This is a genomic window from Streptomyces hoynatensis (genome assembly GCF_003626535.1).
In the GTDB taxonomy this organism is placed as follows: domain Bacteria; phylum Actinomycetota; class Actinomycetes; order Streptomycetales; family Streptomycetaceae; genus Streptomyces; species Streptomyces hoynatensis.
In genome coordinates, this window is record NZ_RBAL01000005.1 from 213,677 (window position 1) to 234,132 (window position 20,456).

The 20,456-nt window shown below is 75.5% G+C and carries 20 protein-coding genes; 11 read left to right on the forward strand and 9 right to left on the reverse strand.

What is annotated here, in order from left to right; translation table 11 throughout:
- The first annotated feature begins 133 nt into the window (after positions 1-133).
- From D7294_RS11215 to D7294_RS11225, 3 genes are all read left to right on the forward strand, one after another.
- Positions 134-571: a phage holin family protein gene (locus D7294_RS11215; RefSeq protein ID WP_120678310.1), complete on the forward strand. Its 438-nt coding sequence runs from the start codon at positions 134-136 to the stop codon at positions 569-571.
- A complete protein-coding gene (locus tag D7294_RS11220; RefSeq protein WP_174248326.1) occupies positions 568-1,503 on the forward strand; it encodes an alpha/beta fold hydrolase in 936 nt (311 codons plus the stop codon). The genes D7294_RS11215 and D7294_RS11220 overlap by 4 nt, the downstream gene beginning before the upstream one ends.
- A gap of 95 nt (positions 1,504-1,598) precedes the next feature.
- Positions 1,599-1,787, forward strand: a complete 189-nt coding sequence (locus D7294_RS11225; protein ID WP_120678312.1) for a hypothetical protein — start codon at positions 1,599-1,601, stop codon at positions 1,785-1,787.
- A gap of 27 nt (positions 1,788-1,814) precedes the next feature.
- On the opposite strand, the gene D7294_RS11230 is transcribed toward D7294_RS11225, so the two are convergent.
- From D7294_RS11230 to nth, 3 genes are all read right to left on the reverse strand, one after another.
- Entirely contained in the window at positions 1,815-3,014 is a 1,200-nt protein-coding gene (locus tag D7294_RS11230) for a MarP family serine protease (protein WP_120678669.1), read from the reverse strand.
- Between the two features lie 13 nt (positions 3,015-3,027).
- Complete coding sequence (locus tag D7294_RS11235; RefSeq protein ID WP_120678314.1) at positions 3,028-3,714, reverse strand: NUDIX hydrolase; 687 nt, start codon at positions 3,712-3,714, stop codon at positions 3,028-3,030.
- Between the two features lie 126 nt (positions 3,715-3,840).
- On the reverse strand, positions 3,841-4,680 hold the full coding sequence (gene nth / locus D7294_RS11240) for an endonuclease III (protein ID WP_422070678.1): 840 nt from the start codon (positions 4,678-4,680) through the stop codon (positions 3,841-3,843).
- 264 nt (positions 4,681-4,944) lie between these two features.
- Between nth and D7294_RS11245 the strand changes: the two genes are divergently transcribed.
- Entirely contained in the window at positions 4,945-5,619 is a 675-nt protein-coding gene (locus D7294_RS11245; protein WP_120678319.1) for a Crp/Fnr family transcriptional regulator, read from the forward strand.
- Between the two features lie 79 nt (positions 5,620-5,698).
- On the opposite strand, the gene D7294_RS11250 is transcribed toward D7294_RS11245, so the two are convergent.
- From D7294_RS11250 to D7294_RS11265, 4 genes are all read right to left on the reverse strand, one after another.
- The gene (locus D7294_RS11250; protein ID WP_120678321.1) at positions 5,699-6,583 is read right to left on the reverse strand and encodes an MBL fold metallo-hydrolase; all 885 of its coding nucleotides are present in this window, start codon (positions 6,581-6,583) and stop codon (positions 5,699-5,701) included.
- Positions 6,580-7,494, reverse strand: a complete 915-nt coding sequence (locus tag D7294_RS11255; RefSeq protein ID WP_120678323.1) for an NUDIX hydrolase — start codon at positions 7,492-7,494, stop codon at positions 6,580-6,582. Before D7294_RS11255 ends, D7294_RS11250 begins: the two co-directional genes overlap by 4 nt.
- Positions 7,495-7,615: 121 nt before the next feature.
- A complete protein-coding gene (locus D7294_RS11260; protein ID WP_120678325.1) occupies positions 7,616-8,131 on the reverse strand; it encodes a mycothiol transferase in 516 nt (171 codons plus the stop codon).
- 178 nt (positions 8,132-8,309) lie between these two features.
- Positions 8,310-9,566 carry a serine hydrolase domain-containing protein gene (locus D7294_RS11265; protein WP_120678328.1) on the reverse strand — a complete coding sequence of 419 codons (1,257 nt, stop codon included), beginning with the start codon at positions 9,564-9,566 and terminating at the stop codon, positions 8,310-8,312.
- A gap of 179 nt (positions 9,567-9,745) precedes the next feature.
- Between D7294_RS11265 and D7294_RS11270 the strand changes: the two genes are divergently transcribed.
- Together D7294_RS11270 and D7294_RS11275 are read left to right on the forward strand one after the other, a co-directional pair.
- Positions 9,746-10,897, forward strand: coding sequence for a sensor histidine kinase (locus D7294_RS11270; protein ID WP_120678330.1), 1,152 nt, complete (start codon positions 9,746-9,748; stop codon positions 10,895-10,897).
- Positions 10,888-11,571, forward strand: coding sequence for a response regulator transcription factor (locus D7294_RS11275; RefSeq protein ID WP_120678332.1), 684 nt, complete (start codon positions 10,888-10,890; stop codon positions 11,569-11,571). The genes D7294_RS11270 and D7294_RS11275 overlap by 10 nt, the downstream gene beginning before the upstream one ends.
- Before the next feature lie 138 nt (positions 11,572-11,709).
- On the opposite strand, the gene D7294_RS11280 is transcribed toward D7294_RS11275, so the two are convergent.
- Positions 11,710-12,165 carry an ATP-binding protein gene (locus D7294_RS11280; RefSeq protein ID WP_158674607.1) on the reverse strand — a complete coding sequence of 152 codons (456 nt, stop codon included), beginning with the start codon at positions 12,163-12,165 and terminating at the stop codon, positions 11,710-11,712.
- Between the two features lie 434 nt (positions 12,166-12,599).
- On the opposite strand from D7294_RS11280, the gene D7294_RS11285 reads away from it, so the two are divergent.
- Entirely contained in the window at positions 12,600-13,109 is a 510-nt protein-coding gene (locus D7294_RS11285; RefSeq protein WP_120678336.1) for a hypothetical protein, read from the forward strand.
- 254 nt (positions 13,110-13,363) lie between these two features.
- A complete protein-coding gene (locus D7294_RS11290) occupies positions 13,364-14,899 on the forward strand; it encodes a flotillin family protein (RefSeq protein WP_120678338.1) in 1,536 nt (511 codons plus the stop codon).
- A 229-nt stretch (positions 14,900-15,128) separates the two neighbouring features.
- Here D7294_RS11290 and D7294_RS11295 read toward each other — a convergent pair whose 3' ends face one another.
- A complete protein-coding gene (locus D7294_RS11295; protein WP_120678672.1) occupies positions 15,129-16,136 on the reverse strand; it encodes a PucR family transcriptional regulator in 1,008 nt (335 codons plus the stop codon).
- A 430-nt stretch (positions 16,137-16,566) separates the two neighbouring features.
- On the opposite strand from D7294_RS11295, the gene D7294_RS11300 reads away from it, so the two are divergent.
- The 3 genes from D7294_RS11300 (at position 16,567) to D7294_RS11310 (ending at position 20,348) form a co-directional block, all read left to right on the forward strand.
- Positions 16,567-17,256 (forward strand): response regulator, encoded by a 690-nt coding sequence (locus D7294_RS11300; protein WP_120678341.1) that lies wholly within the window; start codon positions 16,567-16,569, stop codon positions 17,254-17,256.
- A 181-nt stretch (positions 17,257-17,437) separates the two neighbouring features.
- On the forward strand, positions 17,438-18,646 hold the full coding sequence (locus D7294_RS11305; RefSeq protein ID WP_147450818.1) for a sensor histidine kinase: 1,209 nt from the start codon (positions 17,438-17,440) through the stop codon (positions 18,644-18,646).
- A 130-nt stretch (positions 18,647-18,776) separates the two neighbouring features.
- Positions 18,777-20,348 (forward strand): hypothetical protein, encoded by a 1,572-nt coding sequence (locus D7294_RS11310; RefSeq protein ID WP_120678346.1) that lies wholly within the window; start codon positions 18,777-18,779, stop codon positions 20,346-20,348.
- The last annotated feature ends 108 nt before the right edge of the window (positions 20,349-20,456 follow it).

The following is a 20,456-nucleotide window of genomic DNA, read 5'->3' on the forward strand; positions in this document are numbered from 1 at the left end:
CGGCTGACGCGCCACCGGCACCCCAGTACTGTCACCAGCACAGACCACGCGTCGGCACACCCGGCACCCAGCACATCGGAGAGCGGCTCCGGCGAGGTCCCGGGGGGCCCGGAGAGGAAAGAGGGAGAACGCGATGACCGCAGCCGACGAGGGCCGCAGCCTCGGAGAGCTGGTCGCCTCGGCCACCGCCGAGCTTTCCGGCCTGGTGCACGACGAGATCGCGCTGGCCAAGGCGGAGGTCAGGCGGGACGTGCGCAAGGCCCTGTTCGGCAGCGCGGCCGGCCTCGCCGGGGCGCTGCTCGCGCTGTTCGCGGTGCCCCTGTTCAGCTTCGCGCTCGCCTTCTGGCTGCGGAACTGGTGGGGCGTGCCGACGGCGGTGGCCTGCGCGGTGGTCGGCGGCCTGTACGTCGTGATCGCCCTGGTGCTGTTCCTGCTCGCCAGGGCCAAGTTCGGCGGAATCGCGCCGCCCGAGCGCTCGATCAAGTCCGCCAGGGAGTCGGCTGCCGTACTGTCGAACGTAAGGCCGCATCCGCGTACCGTCTCCATGGACAAGGCAGGCTCGGCCACATGACGATCGCCGAACAGTCCGGCATGCGGTCCTCGGTCATCCTCCGGGACGGCCCCTGGACCCACCGCGACGTCGCCGCCAACGGCGCCCGCTTCCACATCGCCGAGGCCGGCGAGGGCCCGCTGGTGCTGCTGCTGCACGGCTTCCCGCAGTTCTGGTGGGCCTGGCGGCATCAGCTGACCGCCCTCGCCGACGCCGGCTTCCGGGCCGTGGCCATGGATCTGCGGGGCGTCGGCGGAAGCGACCGCACCCCCCGCGGCTACGACCCGGCGAACCTGGCGCTCGACGTGACCGGCGTGATCCGCTCCCTCGGCGAGCCGGACGCGGCCCTCGTCGGCCACGACCTGGGCGGCTACCTGGCCTGGACGGCGGCCGTGATGCGGCCGAAGCTGGTCAGGCGGCTGGCCGTCGCCTCCATGCCGCACCCGCGCAACTGGCGGGCCGCCCTGCTGCGCGACCCCAAGCAGACCGCGGCCAGCTCCTACATCTGGGGCTTCCAGCGGCCCTGGCTGCCCGAGCGGCAGCTGGCCGCCGACGAGGCGGCGGCCGTGGGCAGGCTGCTCGAGGCATGGTCGGGCCCGCGGGGGCCCGAGCCCGAGGACGTCGAGGTCTACCGCAGGGCCATGACCATCCCCTCCACGGCGCACTGCGCGATCGAGCCCTACCGCTGGATGGTCCGCTCGATCGTCCGGCCCGACGGCATCCAGTTCAACCGCAGGATGAAGCGCCCGGTGCTGGTGCCCACCCTGCACCTGCACGGCTCCCTCGACCCGGTGCTGCGCACCCGCAGCTCGGCCGGCTCGGGCGAGTACGTCGAGGCGCCCTACCGCTGGCGGCTCTTCGACGGCCTCGGGCACTTCCCGCACGAGGAGGACCCGGTCGCGTTCAGCGGCGAACTCGTCGACTGGCTGCGTGACCCCGAGCCGGACCGCTGACCGGCCCGCCGCGCCTGGCACATGCCAGACGCATACGCCGGGCGAGTTCGCTCCCGGGAGGTTACTGACCTTGGACCCCGGGCAGGGACGAGGGTATGGGCTGGACGCACGACTACCGTGACGTGGCACGTGAGCGAGGCGGCAATGGCGCCGCCACCCGGGAGCAGGGCGCCGTGCGGCGCCTCCAGAGCGGCACCCTGCCGGACCCGATGATCGGCTTCCCGGACATCCTGCGCCGCCGGGCGCGCTGGGTGAGCGCGCGCCTGCGGCACCCGCGCGGCTAGCGCCACGGAACGCCGGTCCTGCCGGGCTCACATCGCGCAGTCCTGGCTGTCCACCGGCTCGTCGGCGGCGCGGCCCCTGGTCGCGGCCTCCCGCACCTCGTCGCTGGTCAGCGCGTATCCGGTGTGCTCGTCGTCGAGGGACTTGGCGAAGATCACGCCGAACACCCGGCCGTCGGGAGTGAGCAGCGGGCCGCCGGAGTTGCCGGGGCGCACCGTCGCGTACAGGGAGTAGACGTCGCGGCTGACCGCGCCCCGCCGGTAGATGTCGGGTCCGTCGGCCTGGAAGCGCTCGCGCACCCGGGCCGCCCGCACGTCGAAGGGCCCGCTCTCGGGGAAGCCCGCCACGATCGCGTCGTCCCCGGTGACGGCGTCGCCCTCGCTGAAGTGCAGGGCGGGCGCGTCGAGTCCGGGCACGTCGAGCACCGCGATGTCCCGCTCCCAGTCGTAGAGGACGACGCTCGCGGTGTAGAGCCGTCCCCGGCCGCCGATCTGCACGGTGGGCTCGTTGACCCCGCCGACGACGTGGGCGTTCGTCATCACCCGCTCGCGCGCGAAGACGAAGCCGCTGCCCTCCAGGACCTTGCCGCAGCCGGTGGCCGTGCCGACCACCTTGACGATGGAGCGGCGCGCCCGCGAGACCGCGGGGCTGTCGGCGAGCCCGGGGTCGGGCGGCGGGACCCGGGTGATGGGCTCGGCGGTGAAGGGCGAGAAGACCTGCGGGAAGCCGTTCTGCGCCAGGATCGCGCTGAAGTCGGTGAACCAGGTGTCGGCCCGCTCGGGCACCACCTCGGAGATGCCGAGCAGGATGCGCGAGTCCCGCACCTCGCGGCCCACCGTGGGGAGGGTGGTCGTCGCGAGGGCGGAGCCGATCAGCCAGGCCACGGCGAGCATCGCCAGCACGTTGACCAGGGCGCCGCCGGTCGCGTCGAGGGCGCGGGCCGGGGACCAGGTGATGTACTGGCGCAGCCGGTTGCCCCAGTGGGTGGTGAGCGCCTGCCCGACCGAGGCGCAGACGATGACCACGACCACCGCCGCCATCACCCCTGCGCCGCCGGGCTCCGCCCCGTCGCTCGCCTCACGCCACACCACCGGCAGGGTGTAGACGGCGACGAGGCCGCCGCCGACGAAGCCGCTGACGGACAGCACGCCGACGACGAAGCCCTGGCGGTATCCGACCACCGCGAACCACACGCCGGCGAGCAGGAGCAGAGCGTCGAGCACGTTCATGCCCGCCACCGTCTCACGCCCCGTGGTCGAGCGAGACCTCCCGGTCACGATCCCAGGGAGACTCCCACCCCGCGTAGTGGAGAATCCGGTCGATCACGCCCGCGGTGAAGCCCCACACGAGGGTCCCGGCGACCTCGAAGCAGGGGCCGCGGTACCCGCTGGGGTGCACGGCCGTGCCGCGGCAGCGCCGGTCGGCGAGCTCGCTGACCGGCACCCGGAAGACCCGTGCCGTCTCGGCCGGGTCCACGGGCCCGACCGGCGAGGGCTCGCGCCACCAGGCCAGCACCGGGGTGACCACGAACCTGCTGACCGGGATGTAGAGCCGCGGCAGCGTGGCGAAGACCCGCACGCCCGCGGGGTCGAGGCCGGTCTCCTCACGGGCCTCGCGGAGCGCCGCGCGCACCGGCCCCTCGCCCTCGGGGTCGCCGTCCTCCGGGTCGAGGGCGCCGCCGGGGAACGAGGGCTGGCCCGCGTGTTCCCGCAGGCTGGAGGCCCTCTCCAGCAGCAGCAGCTCGGGGCCGTTCGCGCCCTCGCCGAACAGCACGAGCACGGCCGAGGGCCGCCCGCCGTCCGCGGGCGGCAGCCAGCGGCTCAGCTGGTGCGGCTCGATGGTGGCGACGGCCAGGGCCAGGGGCCTGAGCCAGCCGGGCAGCTCTTCCGGGCCCGACACGAGGATGTCGGCTTCGTGCGCGCTGGTCATGTGGCCTCACGGTGGGCGGGGGCGGCGGGTCTGGGGCGGCGGGCTGCGGTACCGGCGGGCCGGCTCGCCGGGGGGGCGGGCCGCGTCGCCGGCGGGCCGGGCGGCGCGCGGGGGCGGCCGCGGGGGTCAGGCGGCGGGCGCGGGCTTGCCCGGGTAGTCGGCCGGGGGGTTGAGCCGCTGGCCCGGCTGCCCGGCCAGCTCGTATTTCAGCAGCTTCTTCGCCTTCTCCGGATCGGTCTCGCCCTCGCCGAAGGAGGGGCACAGATGCGCGACGGGGCAGGCGCCGCACGCGGGCTTACGGCTGTGACAGATGCGGCGGCCGTGAAAGATGACGCGATGGGACAGCAGCGTCCAGTCCTTCTTCGGGAAGATCTCCGCGACCTCGGCCTCGATCTTCTCCGGGTCCTTGGACTCCGTCCATCCCCACCGGCGCGCCAGGCGCTGGAAGTGGGTGTCCACGGTGATGCCCGGCTTGCCGAACGCGTTCCCCAGGACGACGTGCGCCGTCTTGCGGCCCACGCCGGGCAGGGTGACCAGGTCCTCCAGGCGGCCTGGCACCTCGCCGCCGAACCGGTCGCGCAGCGCGGCCGAGAGCCCGAGCAGGGCCTTGGCCTTGCTGCGGAAGAAGCCGGTGGGCCGGACGATCTCCTCCAGCGTGGCCGGGTCGGCGGCGGCCATCTCCTCCGGGGTGGGGTAGGCGGCGAAGAGCCTCGGAGTCGTCTGGTTCACCCGCAGGTCGGTGGTCTGCGCGGACAGGACCGTCGCGACCAGGAGCTGGAAGGGGTTCTCGAAGTCCAGCTCGGGGTGGGCGTAGGAGAAGACGTCGGCGAGCACCCGGTCGATCTTCCTGGCCCTGCGGACCATGGCCAGCCGGCTCTCCTGCCGGGCGCCGGCCGGGCTCCCGCCCTGCCGCGCCCGGCCGGCGGAGGCCCGTTCGCTCTCAGCTGAATCCTGGCTTGCGCTCACCCGCACGGCCCTTCCTCGTCACGTTCGTTCACCCTGCCACCTCGCGCATCCCCGGGGCCCGTTGGCCACCCGGCCAGCGTAAACGGCCCCGCCGACATTCGTCCGGTGTCCGGCCGGGGCACGGCCGGAACCAGCCCCTGCCCTCGGGGTACCCGTCCCGGTAAGTCAAACTTGTGACTGATAGCACTGCCGAGGCGTCCGGCATCATGAGGACGTGACCCGGCCGACCACGGCCGCCACGGCCGTCCATAGGAAAGGGAACTCGTGGACGACGTTCTGCGGCGCGCCCCGCTCTTCGCGGCGCTCGACGACGAGCAGGCCGCTGAGCTGCGCGCTTCCATGACCGAGGTGACTCTGGCCCGCGGCGACACGCTCTTCCACGAGGGGGAGCAGGGCGACCGGCTCTACGTGGTCACCGAGGGCAAGGTGAAGCTGCACCGCACCTCCCCGGACGGCCGGGAGAACATGCTGGCCGTCATGGGCCCCGGCGAGCTGATCGGCGAGCTCTCCCTCTTCGACCCGGGCCCCCGCACCGCCACCGGCACCGCCGTCACCGAGGTCAGGCTGCTCGCCCTCGGCCACGGCGACCTCCAGCCCTGGCTGAGCGCCAGGCCCGAGGTGGCCGCCGCGCTGCTGCGCGCCGTCGCGCGCCGCCTGCGCCGGACCAACGACAGCATGTCCGACCTGGTCTTCTCCGATGTGCCCGGCCGCGTCGCCAAGGCGCTGCTCGACCTGTCGCGCCGCTTCGGCGTGCAGTCCGAGGAGGGCATCCACGTGGTGCACGACCTGACGCAGGAGGAGCTGGCCCAGCTGGTCGGCGCCTCCCGCGAGACGGTCAACAAGGCCCTGGCCGACTTCGCCGCCCGCGGCTGGCTGCGCCTGGAGGCGCGCGCCGTCATCCTGCTCGACATCGAGCGCCTCGCGCGCCGCTCGCGCTGAGACGCACGCCGCCCGGGCGGGCCGGTTCACGGCTCCCCGGCGGTCACGGCTCCCCCGGCGGTCACGGCTCCCCCGGCGGTCACGGCTCCTCGGGGGGTATGGCCGCCTCCTCGGGCGGCGTCCCGGCCGGTTCCGGGAGGGCGTCGCGTTCCCGCAGGTAGTCGAGCTGGGCCCGTACCGAGAGCTCGGCCGCCGGCCACACCGCCCGGTCCACGTCCGCGTAGACGTGCGCCACTATCGCGGCCGCGGTGACGTGCCCGGCCGCCACCGCCGACTCCACCTCGGCCAGCCGCCTGGCCCGGTGCGCCAGGTAGTGGTCGATGGCGCCCACGGCGTCGGCGAGCACCGGCCCGTGCCCCGGCAGGACGGTGCGCACCCCCTCCTCCTCGGCCAGCGCCCGCAGCCGGCGCAGCGAGTCCAGGTAGTCCCCGAGCCTCCCGTCCGGGTGCACGACCACGGTCGTGCCGCGGCCGAGCACCGTGTCGCCGGTCAGCACCGCCGCGTCGGCCGTCAGCTGGAAGGACAGCGAGTCCGCGGTGTGCCCCGGCGTGGGCACGACCCGCAGTTCGAGGCCGCCGGTGGTGACGACGTCCCCGGCGCCGAGGCCCTCCTCGCCGAGCCGCAGCCGCGGGTCGAGGGCGCGCACCGGGCTGCCGGTCAGCTCCGCGAACCGGCCCGCGCCCTCGGCGTGGTCCGGGTGCCCGTGGGTCAGCAGGGTCAGGGCCACCCGGCGCCCGGCGCGTTCCACGGTGTCGATCACCCGCCGCAGGTGGGCCTCGTCCCGCGGGCCCGGGTCGACGACGACCGCGAGCCGCGAGCCCGGCTCGGCCAGCACCCAGGTGTTCGTGCCGTCCAGGGTCATCGGCGAGGGGTTGGGCGCCAGCACGAGCGTCGCGCGCGCCGTGACCTCGCCGTCCTTCACCTCGGGTGCGGGCGCCCCCGGCTGCCCGGCCGCCTCACTCATCCCTCTCCCGCCTCCGCCGCGTGGTCCGCTCGGCTTTCCCGGTCCGCCCGGTCTTCCAGGGCCGCCCGGCCTTCCCTGCTTGCTCGCCCGGGGCCCGGCGCCCCCGGCCGGCTCCGCCCGCTCTCCTTGAGCTTCCCGAACTCGTCGTACCCCGGCCAGTCGAGCACCACCCGGTCGCCGTCCAGGCGGGCGGTGGCCATCACCGGCTCAGGCCGGCGGCCGGCGGCGGCCGCCAGGGCCCGGGCCGCGGTCGGGTATCCGGAGACCTCCCGCAGGGTCGCCAGGGTGGGCGGCAGCATCGACAGCTCGCCGCGCCCGCAGGCGGCGAGGGCGTCGGCGGGCCGCACCCAGGCCGCGTGGTCGGCCTCGGTCGAGGCGTTCCTGGTGCGCTGGCCGGCGGGCAGCGCCGCGAGGAAGAACCAGGTGTCGTACCGCCTGGCCTCGAACTCCGGGGTGATCCAGCGCGCCCACGGGCAGAGCAACTCCTCGCGCACCGCAAGCCCCCGCCGGGCGAGGAACTCGGCGAACGACAGCCGGTGCCCGGCCAGCGCGGCGCGGTCCGCCTCCCAGCCTGGCCCGGTGACGTCGGCGACCACGCTGCCCGGGGCGGCCCCGTCCGCGGGGCCCGCGAGCAGCACCCCGGCCTCCTCGAAGGTCTCGCGCACCGCGGCGTGCAGGACGGAGCCGTCCCTGGCGTCGACCGAGCCCCCCGGGTAGGCGTACGCGCCCCCCGCGAAGGCCATGGTGGTGCGCCGGCGCAACATGAACACCTCGAGACCGCCGGGCCCGTCCCGCAACAGCAGGACGGTCGCCGCCACGCGCGGGGTCACCGGCTCCAGCTCGCCCCTGGCGAGCGCGCGAATGCGGTCCGGCCAGTCCGCCGGGTACCACCGGCCGTCGGTCGCTGCCATTCCCCGGATGCTACGCGCGTCGCCCGCCGGCGGACAGGGGTGCCCGGCGGGGCGGCCCGGCCCCCCGCCCGCCCGCGCGGTGGGGCGGGCGGGGCCGGGCGGGCCGCGGGCGGGGCGCCTTTCAGCCGCGCCGCTCCAGGATGCCCCGGACGAACGCCGCCTGGCCGACGTGCTGGGTGTCGTCGTTCACGACGCTGACCAGCCGGACGCCGAGGGTGACGTGCGGGGTCCAGGAGGTGTCCACCACCCGGGCCAGGTCCTCGTCGGCGAGCCCGGAGACGTACCCGATCGTCCGCTCGTGCACCGCGTCGTAGTAGCCGAGCAGCAGCTCGGCCGTGAGGCCGCCGACGGCCGCCACGTCCTCCGTGGTGTGGCCGTAGCCGGTGTCGCGGGGCGGGAGGCTCAGCCCGAACCGCTTGGCCCAGCCCTCCGAGGTCCAGATCTGGGGGGTCCCGGCCACGTCGGCCACGTGGTCGTCCTGCACCCTCGTCAGGTGCCACACCAGCCAGGCGATCGAGTTCGCCTCCGCGTCGAGGCGGGCGGTGAGCTCCTCCTGGCCGAGTCCCTCGACGACCTCGTGGACGGACTCCCTGACCCGGCCGAAGGCGTCGACGAGCAGGTCTGCGCTTGCGGTCACGGTGCTACTCCTCGTGTGGGCGGCGTGCTTCGCTCCCCCTGATCAGCTTGCCGCGGGCGCCCGTTGTTCCCGCCCCCGGCGCGCAGGCCGACCCGTACCCCCGCGTTGCGCCCCGCGGGGCGCCCCGGTGGGCGGCGACAGGTCTGCTGCCGGCCGCCCGGATGGCTGGGAAAGCCCCTTACGTGTCCTGAGCGGTGACGGGCGTGCCGCAGAGCGCGTGGTCGACGAGACGACTGGCGGCTTGCTCCTGCCGGAGGGTGTTGCCGGGCGAGTCGCCCAGGGCGGTGGACATCGAGACGGTGACGGTACGGCCGCCGTCGCGGGTCGCGCCGTTCAGAGTGATGTAGCCACTTTCGCCGCCTTCGTGGCCCCAGTAGCTGCCGCCGCAGGACAGCGGCCGGTTGACCAGGCCCAGGCCGTAGCGCCCGTCCGGCCAGAACGCCCGCATCTCCTCGTTGACCGGGACGGTGTCCTGCATCTCGGCGAGCCGTGCCCGGGGCAGCAGCTCGCCGCCGAGCAGGGCCTGGAAGAAGCGGTTGACGTCTGCGGTGACGGAGACGTAGCCGCCGGGGTCGGGGACGATGACCCGGGTGACGTCGGCCCGTTCTCCGGAGGGGTAGACCTCGTAGGCGTTGGCGTGGGGGCGGCGGAGGGTGGGGGTGCCGCCCGGCAGGTAGGTGTGGTGCATGCCGAGTGGTCGCAGGATCCGCTCCTCGACCTCCTGGTGCCAGGGGTGGTTCGTGACCTTCTCGATGATCATGTCGAGCAGGACGTAGCCGGTGTTGGAGTAACCCCACCCGTCGCCGGGCGCGAAGTCCGGGCGGTGCCGTATCGCCCGCGCGACGATCTCCTGGGGGGTGTAGGTGTCGTACCGGTGCGCGTAGTACTCCTGCGGCGTGGCGAAGCCGGGAAGATCGTCGTGGAGGCCGCTGGTGTGCCGGAGCAGGTCGCGGATGGTGATCCGGCGCCCGTCGTTGCCGTTGCCGTGCACCAGGCCGGGCAGCCGGCGGTCCACGGTGTCGTCGAGCGCCAGTTTTCCCTCGTCGACCAGTTGCAGGACCACGGTGGCCACCAGGGCCTTGCCGGTGCTGGCCATCCGGAAATAGCCGTTGCGGGGCACCGGACGGCCGGTGCCCACCTCGGCGACGCCGCTGGTGGCGACCAGGTCCCGGCCGGCGCCGGTGGTGACCCGTGCCTGGACGCCGGTGATCCCCAGCGCCCGGATGGCCTCGGTGTCCCGGCTCAGGTCGTCCTGCCCGTATCCGGGCGCGGCCGCCTCGTGCTCGTCGGCGGGCAGCCGGGAGGCAACGGCCGTGCCGACGGCGAGCGCGGCCGCGGCAACGACCAGCCAGCGGCGGTGCCGCCGCCGTGCCGGCCGGGCGGGCGAGGGGGTGTTCCGGTGGTGCGGAGCGGAGGCCGGGTCTGTGGATGCCATGCCTCCACGCTAGGTAAGCGAGGAAACGCCGATCGCTACCGCAGGCTCCCGAACCAGAGGTACAGCCAGCTGTAGTGCGCGCGGGGCGCACGGTCTCCTAGGGTCAACGCCCTGGGGTCTGCCACAACACCGTGGGGGTCCTCCACCGGCCTCCTGAACGACCTGGGAAAGCGACACGAGTGCTCGGCATACTCCGCGCGGCCCGCGCACAGGGGCACACGACATGGCGTAGCGGGCGTTACCTGCTGGGCACCGTGGTGGCCGCGACGGCGACGCTCGCCGCGGCGCCCCTGCTGTGTCTGCCGTCGGCGGCCCGGCCCTGGGCGGAGCGTCATCGCCGGCGCGCCGGGAAGCTGCTGGGACGGCCGGCCGAGCCGCGCCCACGCGCCGCCCTCCGCACCCTCGGGTGGCTCGTGACCCAGGTGGTCACCGGTCTGCCGGCGGGCGCCCTTGCCCTGCTCCTTTTGGGCAGCCTGTTTCTCACCCCCCTCATCACCACGCTGTGGTGGGCCCTTCCCACGGCGCCGTGGCTGCCCGTGGCCAGCGACCGCATCACCGGCTGGGGCACCGCGTTGCCGCTCGGCCTGACCAATCTCGTGGTCCTGGCGGCGCTGGCCGCCCTCACCCTCCCGCCACTCGCCCGGGCGCACGCCCGGTGCTGCCTCGCGGTCCTGGCGCCCTCACCCGCGGAGCACCTCGTCGAACGTGTCACCGCACTCACCCGGACGCGTGCAGACGTTCTCCAGGCGCACAGTGCGGAACTCCGCCGGATCGAAAGGGACCTGCACGACGGCACCCAGGCGCGGCTCGTGGCCATCGCGATGCGGCTCGCCGTGGCCGGCGAAAGCTTCGCCGCCGACCCCGACGCGGCCGCCGCCCTGGTGCGGCAGGCCCACGCCGAGACCGAGGACGCGATGACCGAGCTGCGCTCCGTCATCCGCACCATCTATCCGCCGGTGCTGGCCGACCAGGGCCTCGCCGGCGCGCTCGGCACCCTGGCCACCAGGGCCGGGGTGCCGACCCGCATCGACGTCGGCCCGCTCGGTGAGATCCCCGCGGCGGTCGAGGCCGTCGCCTACTTCGCCGTCACCGAGGCGCTGGCGAATGTCGCCCGGCACAGCCGGGCCTCCAGGGCCTCGGTTCGGGTCAGCCGCGACGGTGCGGTGCTCCGTGCGGAGATGTCGGACAACGGGACCGGCGGGGCGGACGCCGCCCGGGGGTCCGGCCTCGACGGAATGCGCCGCCGCGCCGCCGCGCTGGACGGCACCCTGGAGATCAGCAGCCCGCCGGGCGGGCCGACCGTCATCACCGTGGAGCTGCCGTGCGCGTAGTGATCGCCGAGGACAACGTCCTGCTGTCGTCGGGGCTGAGGCTCCTGCTCAACTCCCAGGGCTTCGAGGTCGTCACGATCGCGGCCGACGCCCCGGGCTTCCTCGCCTCCGTCGAGACCCACCGCCCGGACGTCACCATCGTGGACGTGCGGCTGCCCCCGGCCTTCCGCGACGAGGGCATCCGGGCCGCGGTCCGGGCCCGCCGCGACCATCCAGGACTTCCCGTCCTGGTCCTGTCGCAGTACGTGGAACAGGAGTACGCCGGCCGTCTCCTCGCCGACGCCAGGGGCGGCATCGGATACCTGCTCAAAGACCGGGTGAGCCGCGTCGCGGAGTTCACCGACGCCCTGCGCCGGGTGGCCGGCGGCGGTACCGCCATGGACCCCGAGGTCATCGCCCAGCTCCTCGCCGCACGTGGCGATCCCGTCGATGCCCTGACCGCACGCGAGCGCGAGGTGCTCGCGCTGATGGCCGAAGGTCACGACAACGCGACCATCGCCGAGCGGCTCGTCATCACCGGCAACGCCGTCCACAAGCACATCGGCAACGTCTTCCTCAAACTCGGCTTGTCGGCCGGCGACAGCGGCCACCGTCGCGTCCGCGCCGTCCTGGCCTACCTCCGTCGCCACGGCGGCACCGCGCCCTCCCCGACGACCTCCCCTCCGCTGGCCTGAACAGCGCTGCCCCCCAGGCACCGCCGGCTCACCGTGCTCAAGGCCGGCCGCGCGCGGACCCACGCCGAGTCCGGCAAGAACGCAGGCACGCGAGGAGCAGCCGGCAGCGCGCGGCCACCTGCGGCGGACCGTCCCCGGTCAGGCGCGTGGCAGGTCGGCCCAGACCGTCTGGCCCCAGCCGTTTCCCGGCTCGGCCACCCCCCAGGCCGTGCTGAGCGAGGCGACCAGGCAGAGCCCGCGGCCGTGTTCCTCCCAGGGGCCCGGGCTCCTCGTCTCGGGGGAACGCCTGCCGCCGCCGCGGTCCGTCACCTCGACCCGCAGCCAGTCCGGCGCGTCCCGCAGCCCGCAGCTCATCGACCGGCCCGGGGTCCCGGCGTGGAGCAGCACGTTCGTGGTCAGCTCCGATACCACGAGCGCCGCCGTCTCGACCGTCTCCGCGCCGACGCCCCAGCGCCCCAGGGTCCGCCGCACCCAGCCGCGGGCCAGCCCGACCGAACGCGGCTCGACCCGCAGGCCGATCGCCAGCACCCGCACCTCGGGCCGCGGGCCCGGCTCGGGTCCCGGCTCCGGCGGGAGCGGTAGGGGGGAAGCCATGGGGACCGACCGCCTTTCGGGTGCCGCACGCACGGCCCACGCCCGCCCCCGGCGGCCGGGCACGCCCGCCCCCGGGCCCGGCGGCCCCGGCCCGGGGCGCGCCCGGCCGTGCCGCATCGGCGTGCACGGCGCCCGCTTCACCGCTTTTGTGCCGCAAAGGCGCGCGCGGGTGCCCCACTATGGCACTCCCAACTACCGCCCGCAATGGGCGACTTGAGATCCGCGCCGCCACCCGCCCGCAGTGCGCCGACGCCGGGCGCGGTGGCGCGGGAGCGGACGGCCACCCGGCCGGGTGGCCCGCCGGGCGGCGGCCCGAGGGCGGCACCGGAAGGACCGCAAACACTGCCGGAACACGGCAATGAAACGATCCGCCTCCCCATGTGAACATCTCCTCACACGCCGGAGACCAGCGGCGGGCGAGAGGGGGCAGCACTATGGCGTGGTTTCTCGGAACCGGCATCGTGGGGGTGGTGCTGCTCACCCTGTCGCTGGTCTTCGACGGTGTGCTGGACGGCGCGTTCGACGGCGCGCTCGACGGCGTCTTCGAGGGGTGGCTGTCGTTGCCGGTCCTCGCCGGATTCGCGGCGATGACCGGCTTCGGCGGGGCCATCGTCCTCGGCACCACCGAGGCGGGTCCCGCCGTCGCCACCGGCGGGGGCGCGCTGGCCGGCCTGGGCACGGCCTGGCTGACGTACCGCCTCAGCCGCGCGCTGATGCGGGACCAGACGGCGGTGACGCCCCGGGGGGCCGACCTGGTGGGCACCGCGGGCAACGTGGTGACCGCCATCCCGGCCGAGGGCTTCGGCGAGGTCCTGCTGCACCTCGCGGGCCAGCCGCTGAAGCTGGCGGCCCGCAGCGCGGGCCCCGTGGCCCGCGGCACCGAGGTGTGGGTGGAGGCGGCACCGACGGCGACCTCCGTCGTCGTACGCCCCGTCGACCGCTGACCGCCGCCCTGCTCCAGGCCCCCGACCGCACCTGCCCGCCACCGGGCAGACCGACGCACCGGCCACACCCGGCCGCCCACCGGCCGGACCGACGCACCGGCCACACCCGGCCGCCCACCGGCCGGACCCGACGCGTCCGTCGCGCCCGGCGCATCCGTCGGCGCCCAGACCCCACCCCAACCCCAACCCCATCCCACCCAACCCACCCACACCCCACCGACCCACCATCACCACACGAATGCGGGGGTACCGCCATGAGTCCCGTCGTCGCGGCGGCCGTTGGAGCCGTCGTCCTGCTCCTCCTGATCGCGCTGATCGTCGTCAGCCGCTACAAGGTGGCCGGGCCGAGCGAGGCGTTCATCGTCACCGGGCGGCGCGGCAAGAAGGCCACCGACCCCGCCACCGGGCGGATCTTCACCGACAACAGCGGGCAGAAGGTCGTCGTCGGCGGCGGCGTCTTCATCGTGCCCTTCGTGCAGCAGCGGTTCACCCTCGACCTGTCCTCCCGGCACATCCCGATCGCGGTGCGCGGCGCGGTGACGCTGCGCGGCATCAAGGCGCACCTGGAGGGCGTCGCCATCGTCAAGGTCGGCGGCACCGAGGACTCGATCCGCGCCGCGGCGCAGCGCTTCCTCATGCAGCAGGACGGCATCGTCGGCTTCACGCAGGAGGTGCTCTCCGGCGCGCTGCGGGCGATCGTGGGCCGGATGTCCGTGGAGGACATCATCCGCGACCGCGCCGCGTTCGCCGGCCAGGTGGCGGAGGAGGCCGAGGCCAGCCTCTCCGGCCAGGGCCTGGTGCTCGACGCGTTCCAGATCCAGGACATCACCACCGAGGGCTCCTACCTCGAGGACCTCGGCCGCCCCGAGGCGGCCCGCGCCAGGCAGGAGGCCGACATCGCCGAGGCCGAGGCGCGCCGGGCCGCGGAACAGGCCCGGCTGAAGGCCGAGGAGGAGATCGCCGTGGCGCAACGCACCTTCTCCCTCAAGCAGGCCGAGATCAAGGCGGAGACGGATGCGGCGGCGGCACGGGCCGCGGCGTCCGGGCCGCTGGCCGAGGCCGCCCGCCGGCAGGAGATCCTCACCGAACAGGAGAAGGTGGCCCAGCGGCAGGCCGCGCTGAAGGACCGCCAGCTGGACACCGAGGTGCGCAAGCCGGCCGACGCCCGCCGTTACGCGGCGGAACAGGAGGCGGAGGCCAAGCGCGTGGCGCGGGTCAAGCAGGCCGAGGCCGAGCGGCTGGCCGGGATCGCCGCCGCGCAGGCGGAGGCCGAACGGGCGCGGCTGACCGGCGAGGGCGAGAAGCAGCGCCGCGGCGCGCTGGCCGAGGCCGAGGCCATCGAGGGCGTCAAGCGCGGCGAGGCCGAACGCGCCCGCCGGGCCGCGATAGCCGAGGCCCTGCGGCTGGAAGGCGAGGCGGAGGCGGCGGCGATCGGCGCCAAGGGCGCGGCCGAGGCGGAGGCGATGCGGCAGCGGGCCGACGCGTTCGCACAGTACGGCGACGCGGCGGTGCTGCAGATGCTGGTCGAGGTGCTGCCGCAGGTCGTCGCGAAGGCATCCGAGCCGCTCAGCGCCGTCGACAAGATGACCGTGATCTCCACCGACGGGGCCGGGCGCATCCCGCGCGCGGTCGCCGACAACGTCACCCAGGGCCTCGAACTCCTCGGCTCCGCCACGGGGATCGACCTCGCCGAACTCCTCGGCAACCTCACCCGGCGCAACGCCGGCGAGGCGGCGCCGGAACGGCCGCGGGACGCCCGGCACAACGGCCAGGTCGAGATCACCAACTGACGCGCCCCGCCCGGCCCGTGGCAGCACGGGCCGGGCGTTGGGCGGGGTACCGCTTGGGGGGCCGGCGAGGATACGGGGGGGCGCTCCGCGGGGGCGGCTCCCCGGTGCGGTTCGCGGGGCGGTTCGCGGGGCGGGTCGCGGGGCGACCCCACGGGGGCGTCCCGCGGCAGGTTGCCGCATGGCAGGCCGTCCCAGGGCGGGGGCGCAACCGGCCGCCGCGGGACGCCGGTCAGAGCTCCTGGCCCGGCCAGCCGAGCAGCCGGGCCCCGATGACCGCGGTCTGCAGGGTGTAACGGTGCACGGGGTCGGCCGGGTTGACGCCGGTCAGCTGGTGGATGCGCGCCAGCCGGTAGGTCAGGGCCCGCACGCTGAGGGCGAGGCGGCGGGCCGCCTCCGCCGAGGTGCAGCCGGACTCGAAGTAGACCTCGAGCGTACGCAGCAGGGGCTCGGCGCCGCCGCGGGCGCCGCGCAGCGGGCCCAGGGCGCTGAGCACGAGGTCGGCCATGGCCTGCCGGTCGCGCGTGAGCACCGGATACACCAGCAGGTCGACGGCGCGCACCACCGGCTCCTCAAGCCGCAGCCGCTCGGCCAGTTCCAGCGTGCTCAGCGCCTCCTCGTACGAGTGGGCCACGCTGCCGGCCCCCGGCTGCGGGCGGCCGATGGCCACCCGGCCGCCGGTCGCCGCGTGCGCCTGCCTGGCGAAGAAGGCCAGCACCTCCTCCTGCTGGCCCGGCGCGATGCAGATCAACTGCCCGTTCTTGGTGGCCAGCAGCACCCGGCGGTCCCCGAAGCGGGCGATCAGCGCGGTGCTCACCCGGCGGGTGACGGGATGGGTGTCGTCGTACGCCTCGGGCCCCTGCGCCACCGCGACCGCATGGGCCCGGGCCAGCACCAGGCCGAAACGCTCCGCCCGTTCGGCGAGCCGGCCCAGGTCGCTGCGGCCGTACAGCAGGTCGTCGATGAACTCCCGCCGCGCCGCCTCCTCCTGCCGCACGGCCAGCCGCTGCGCCCGCTCGTACCCTTCCGCGAACGCGTCGACGGCCTGGGCCACCGCCGCCAGCACGCTGTCCGCGGAACCGGCCCCCGCGGGCCACACCTCCCGCGTGACCTCCAGATGCCGCCGCACCAGGCCGCGCAGGTCGTGCCCGTCGTCGGCGGCCCGCTCCCCGAGGCTGCGCCGCTGCTCCAACTCGTCGCGCGTCGGCCGCCGCCCGGTCGCCCCGACCTCCGCGAGCATCTCGGCATACCCCCGCAGGTACGCCCGCCCCGCCTCGCCCTCACCCACCACGACCCCCGCCTCCCGAACTCCCCGTCGCACACCCCGGCCACGCCCCACACCACTCCCGGCGCGGCACCCCCTCCAGCCTGCCAGAACACGGCAACAACCAGTGGCGCCACCGGCCGGGCCGCAGGCCGGACGCGCCGGCCGGGGGAGGCTCCCGGCCGGCACGCCGTGCGGGGAGACGCCTCGCCCTCGCGGCCCGGGTCGATCGCGCGGCGCTTGCCCCACCACGTGCGGGGACGGCCCGCGGAGCAGTCCGCGCTTCGGCACGGCTCCACGGGCGGCGGTGCGGGGGCACGTTCGGCGGAACCCCGGGAGTAGGCCCGAGAGGAGTTTTCGGCAGCGCTGCGGGAGCACTCCGGAAGAACCCCGGGAAAATAAGGCCATGTTGCGGCTGGGGATCGTCGACGACCATCCGGTGGCGCGCCGGGGGCTCGCGGCCATTCTGGGCGAGGACCCGGAGATGGCGGTGGAGGCGTCGGCCGCCCTGCCCGCCCAGCTGCCCGACCCGGCCGGCCTCGACCTCGTGCTGTGTGACCTCTACCTCGGGGACGACGTTCCGGCCGTGGCGTCGGTGCGGGCACTGGCGGCCGTGACCCGGGTGCTCATGGTCTCGGCCGCCAGCCGCCCCTCGGACGTGCTGGCCTGCGTCGCCGCCGAGGCCGCCGGTTACGTCACGAAGGACGCCGACGAGGCGGCGCTGCGGGAGGCCGTGCGGCAGGTGGCCGCGGGGGGCTTCCACGTCTCGCCGCAGCTGGCCGGCATCGTCGGCGCCGCCTCGCGCAGCGCCTCCGCCGCCGGCCGCGCCTCGCTGCTGTCACCCCGCGAGGAGGAGGCGCTGGGCTGGATCGCCCGCGGGATGACGCACGGCCAGGCCGCGCGCCGCATGGGCGTGGCAACGTCGACGGTGGACACCTACATCCAGCGCATCAGGGCTCGGCTGCACCTGGGCAACAAGGCGGAACTGGCCTGGTTCGCCCGCAATCTGGCGGAGGCGATGGGGGAGGGAGCCCGGGATGGCGGAGCGGCGCTCGCGACGGGCGGCGGCGACCCGCGCACCGGAGACGAGGGCTGAGGCGACCGCCGCCCGCCCGCGGCCGGGTGGCGGCGACGCGGCAGGGCCCGGCGGCGATGTGGCAGGGCCCGGCGGCGACGGGCCGGCGCGTGGCACCGCGCACGCGGGGCTCCCGCAGCCGCCGGTGCGCCCCCGGTCCGGGCCGCCCGCGCCCGGTGAGGCAGGCGCCCGGGTCGTACGGATGGAGTGGTGGGCGCTGCTGGCCGGCCGGGCCGCCGCCCTGCTCAACGTGGGCGTCGCGCTGGGTACCGGAGCCGGCGGCGGGCAGGTCTTCGTGCTCGCCGCGGCGCTGGCCGCGGCGCTCGCGCTGGAGTCGGCGGCGCTGGTGGCGGCCTTCTCGCGGTGGGGCCGGTTGCCGCAGTGGGCGGGCTGGCTTGACCTCGCGGTGAGCTGTGCGGCGCTGGTGGCCAACGCCGCGCTCGTGCACGGGCAGGACGTCCACACGTGGGGCTTCTTCGCCTACCCGTACACCCTGGTCGCCTCGATCGCCTGCGGGGTGCTCCTGCGCGGGCCGTGGCGGATCGGCGCGGCGCCGGTGTGCCTGGCGGTGGTGTACGCCGTCAGCGACCACCTCTCCAGCGGGCAGCCGTGGCCCAATGCCGTTCCCAACGCCGCCAGTTACCTCGGCATCGCGCCTGTCGTCGGCGCGGTGGCCTGGCAGTTGCGGCGGATGGCGGCCGAGTTGGACAGCTCGCGGGCGGTCGCGGCGGAACTGGCCGCGCGCGAGGCCGTGGTGCGGGAGCGATCCCGGCACGCGCGGCTGCTGCACGACCGGGTGCTGCAGACCCTGGAGACGCTCGGCAAGGGCGCCTGGATCGCCGACCCGTGGATGCGCGACCAGGTGCGGGCAGAGGCCGGCTGGCTGCGGTGGCTCGTCGAGCGCGGTCCTGAGGCGGTACGGGTGGACGGGCAGGTCCCGGCCGAACGGGCGGCGCCGGACGGGCAGAACGGGCACGGCGGGCAGGCCGAGGCCGCCGGGCTGGAGGCCGGGCTCCAGGCACTGGCGCAGGAGCGGGTACGGCAGGGGCTGCGGGTCACCGTGAACCTGCCGCCGGCCGGGGCCGACTTCTCGCGGGTACCGGGTCCGGTCGCCGACGCCCTGCTCGGCGCCTGCTACGAGGCGCTGACCAACGTGGGCAAGCACGCGGGCGTCGACCGGGCCACGATCTGGGCGGCCGTGGACGGCGACGAGGCGGTGGTCGGCGTCGTGGACCAGGGAAGCGGGTTCGAGCCGGCAGCGCGCCCGGAACGGGCCGGGCTGTCCCGGTCGATCCGCGGCCGCATGGCGGAGGTGGGCGGGACGGTCCTGGTCGACTCGGCCCCCGGCGAGGGCACCAGCGTGGAACTGCGCGCCCCGCTGCCCCCGCCCCCGGTGCACGAGGGCGGCTGAGCGGACTTGGCCGCCGCGGCGGCCTGGGCTCACGAGGTCCCGCGCGGTACAACTCGCCCGTTTCGCAACGCCGTTGTCCCCTAAATTGAGACGTGGCCCGGCACCGCGTGCGGCCCGTACAACACCGGGTATGGACGCCTCGGATCTGGCCCGCCGCCTGCTCGGCCCGGCCCTCACCGCCAACGGCACCCCGCGCGCCTTCCCCCTGCCAAAGGAGGCGCTCGGCCGCGATCCCGCCCTCCGGGCGGCCTGGGCCTCGTGGCAGGAGTGCCCTGGGCGCCCCGAGTCGGTCACCGCCTTCCGCGTCGCCCTGGAGGAGGCGCTGAGCCGCGACGAGGAACTGCGCCGGCTGGCGTTGGCCGCGACGGCCCCGCCCACACCCCCGTCCCGGCCCCCCGCGCCGCCGCCCCGGCCCCCGCTGCCGCCGCCTTCCGCCTCGCTGCCGCCGCCTTCCGCCCCGACGCCGCCGGGCCCGCCGTCGTGGCGCCGCGCGAGTCGCCCGGATCGCCCCGGCCGCCCGGGTCGCGCGAGCCGCGCGAGGAGGGCGGCGGTGCTCGCGGCGGCCGGGGCACTGCTCGCGGCCGCGGCCACGGCCCTCGCGATGACCGGCGGCTCCCCTGCGGGCGGCGGGGACCGCACACTCCACCACACCTTCGACATCGCCGGTACGACGGACAGCGACGCCGTCCACGCCGACATGTCCCTGACCATCGGCCCGGCCGACCCGCACCCCGCCTGCGGCACGCCGGGCGCGGACAGTGCCGTCTACCCGGTGACGGTGTCCCTCCACAACCTCGACGCCCAGGGGTGGACGGACGCCGACGACCGCGCCACCTGGCCCGGCCTGCAACTGGCGCTGGCCGGCACGGACCGCGACACCCTCCCGTCGGCCGACGACAGCGACCCGTTCGCCGTGGCGGACCGGGGCTGCCGGGCGTTCGGCGACGTCTCCGCCGAGCTCACGGACCTCCCCGCCTACGGAAGCGCCGCCCTCCACCTGGAAGTCCGGGCCCCGCGCTCCGTCCCGGCGCGGCAGATGGAGATCATTGCGCTGCTGCAGGCCGACGGGTCCGTCGAGCCGACGACGGACGACATCGGCGTGTGGGAGGTGCGGTTGGACGGCACCGAGACGAGGCGGTACTCCACCCCGGGCCCGGACGGCACCGCGAGCCGTGAGACGAACGGGCCCGCCGCCCGCACGGCCTGCGTCTCGCTCGGCGTCGCCGCGGACGGGACGGCCACCGCCGAGGTCAGCGGCCTGCAGGACGGCACGGTCTCGATGGTCGTCGACAACGAGGGCGGCGACAACGACACCCCGGTCCTCACCACGCACGTCGCCCCCGGCCCCGGCCACCAGGTCGAGGCCGTCGCCTACGCCGAAGGCCACCTCGCCGGGAGCGTCCTGCTGCACACCGGTGACACGGCACGCGAGGCCTACCTGTGCATGGAAGGCGACGGCACCGAGATCCGGCGCGCATACGGCGGCTACGCCATCGACGGCATCCCCCAGCCCATCGGCATCGCGATCGACGAGACACCGCGGGAAGAACAGGCCCCGGACGGCGAAGGCGCCGTCACCGCCTTCCCCGTCGAGGGCGCCGGCACCGCCTACGGCGGATCGGCGGAACTGCTCAAGTCGGACGAGGACGGCAACGACGACGTCGACGGCGAGCTGTTCTTCGACTCCCCGATGTCCGGCTGACATGCGCGACGCCGGCCCGGATCGCACCGACCACAACGGCCGGGACGCCCCGAGGGCCGCGCGTCCACGAGGCTCATCGCCCCGGCGAGAGCCGGCCGGACCTCGTCG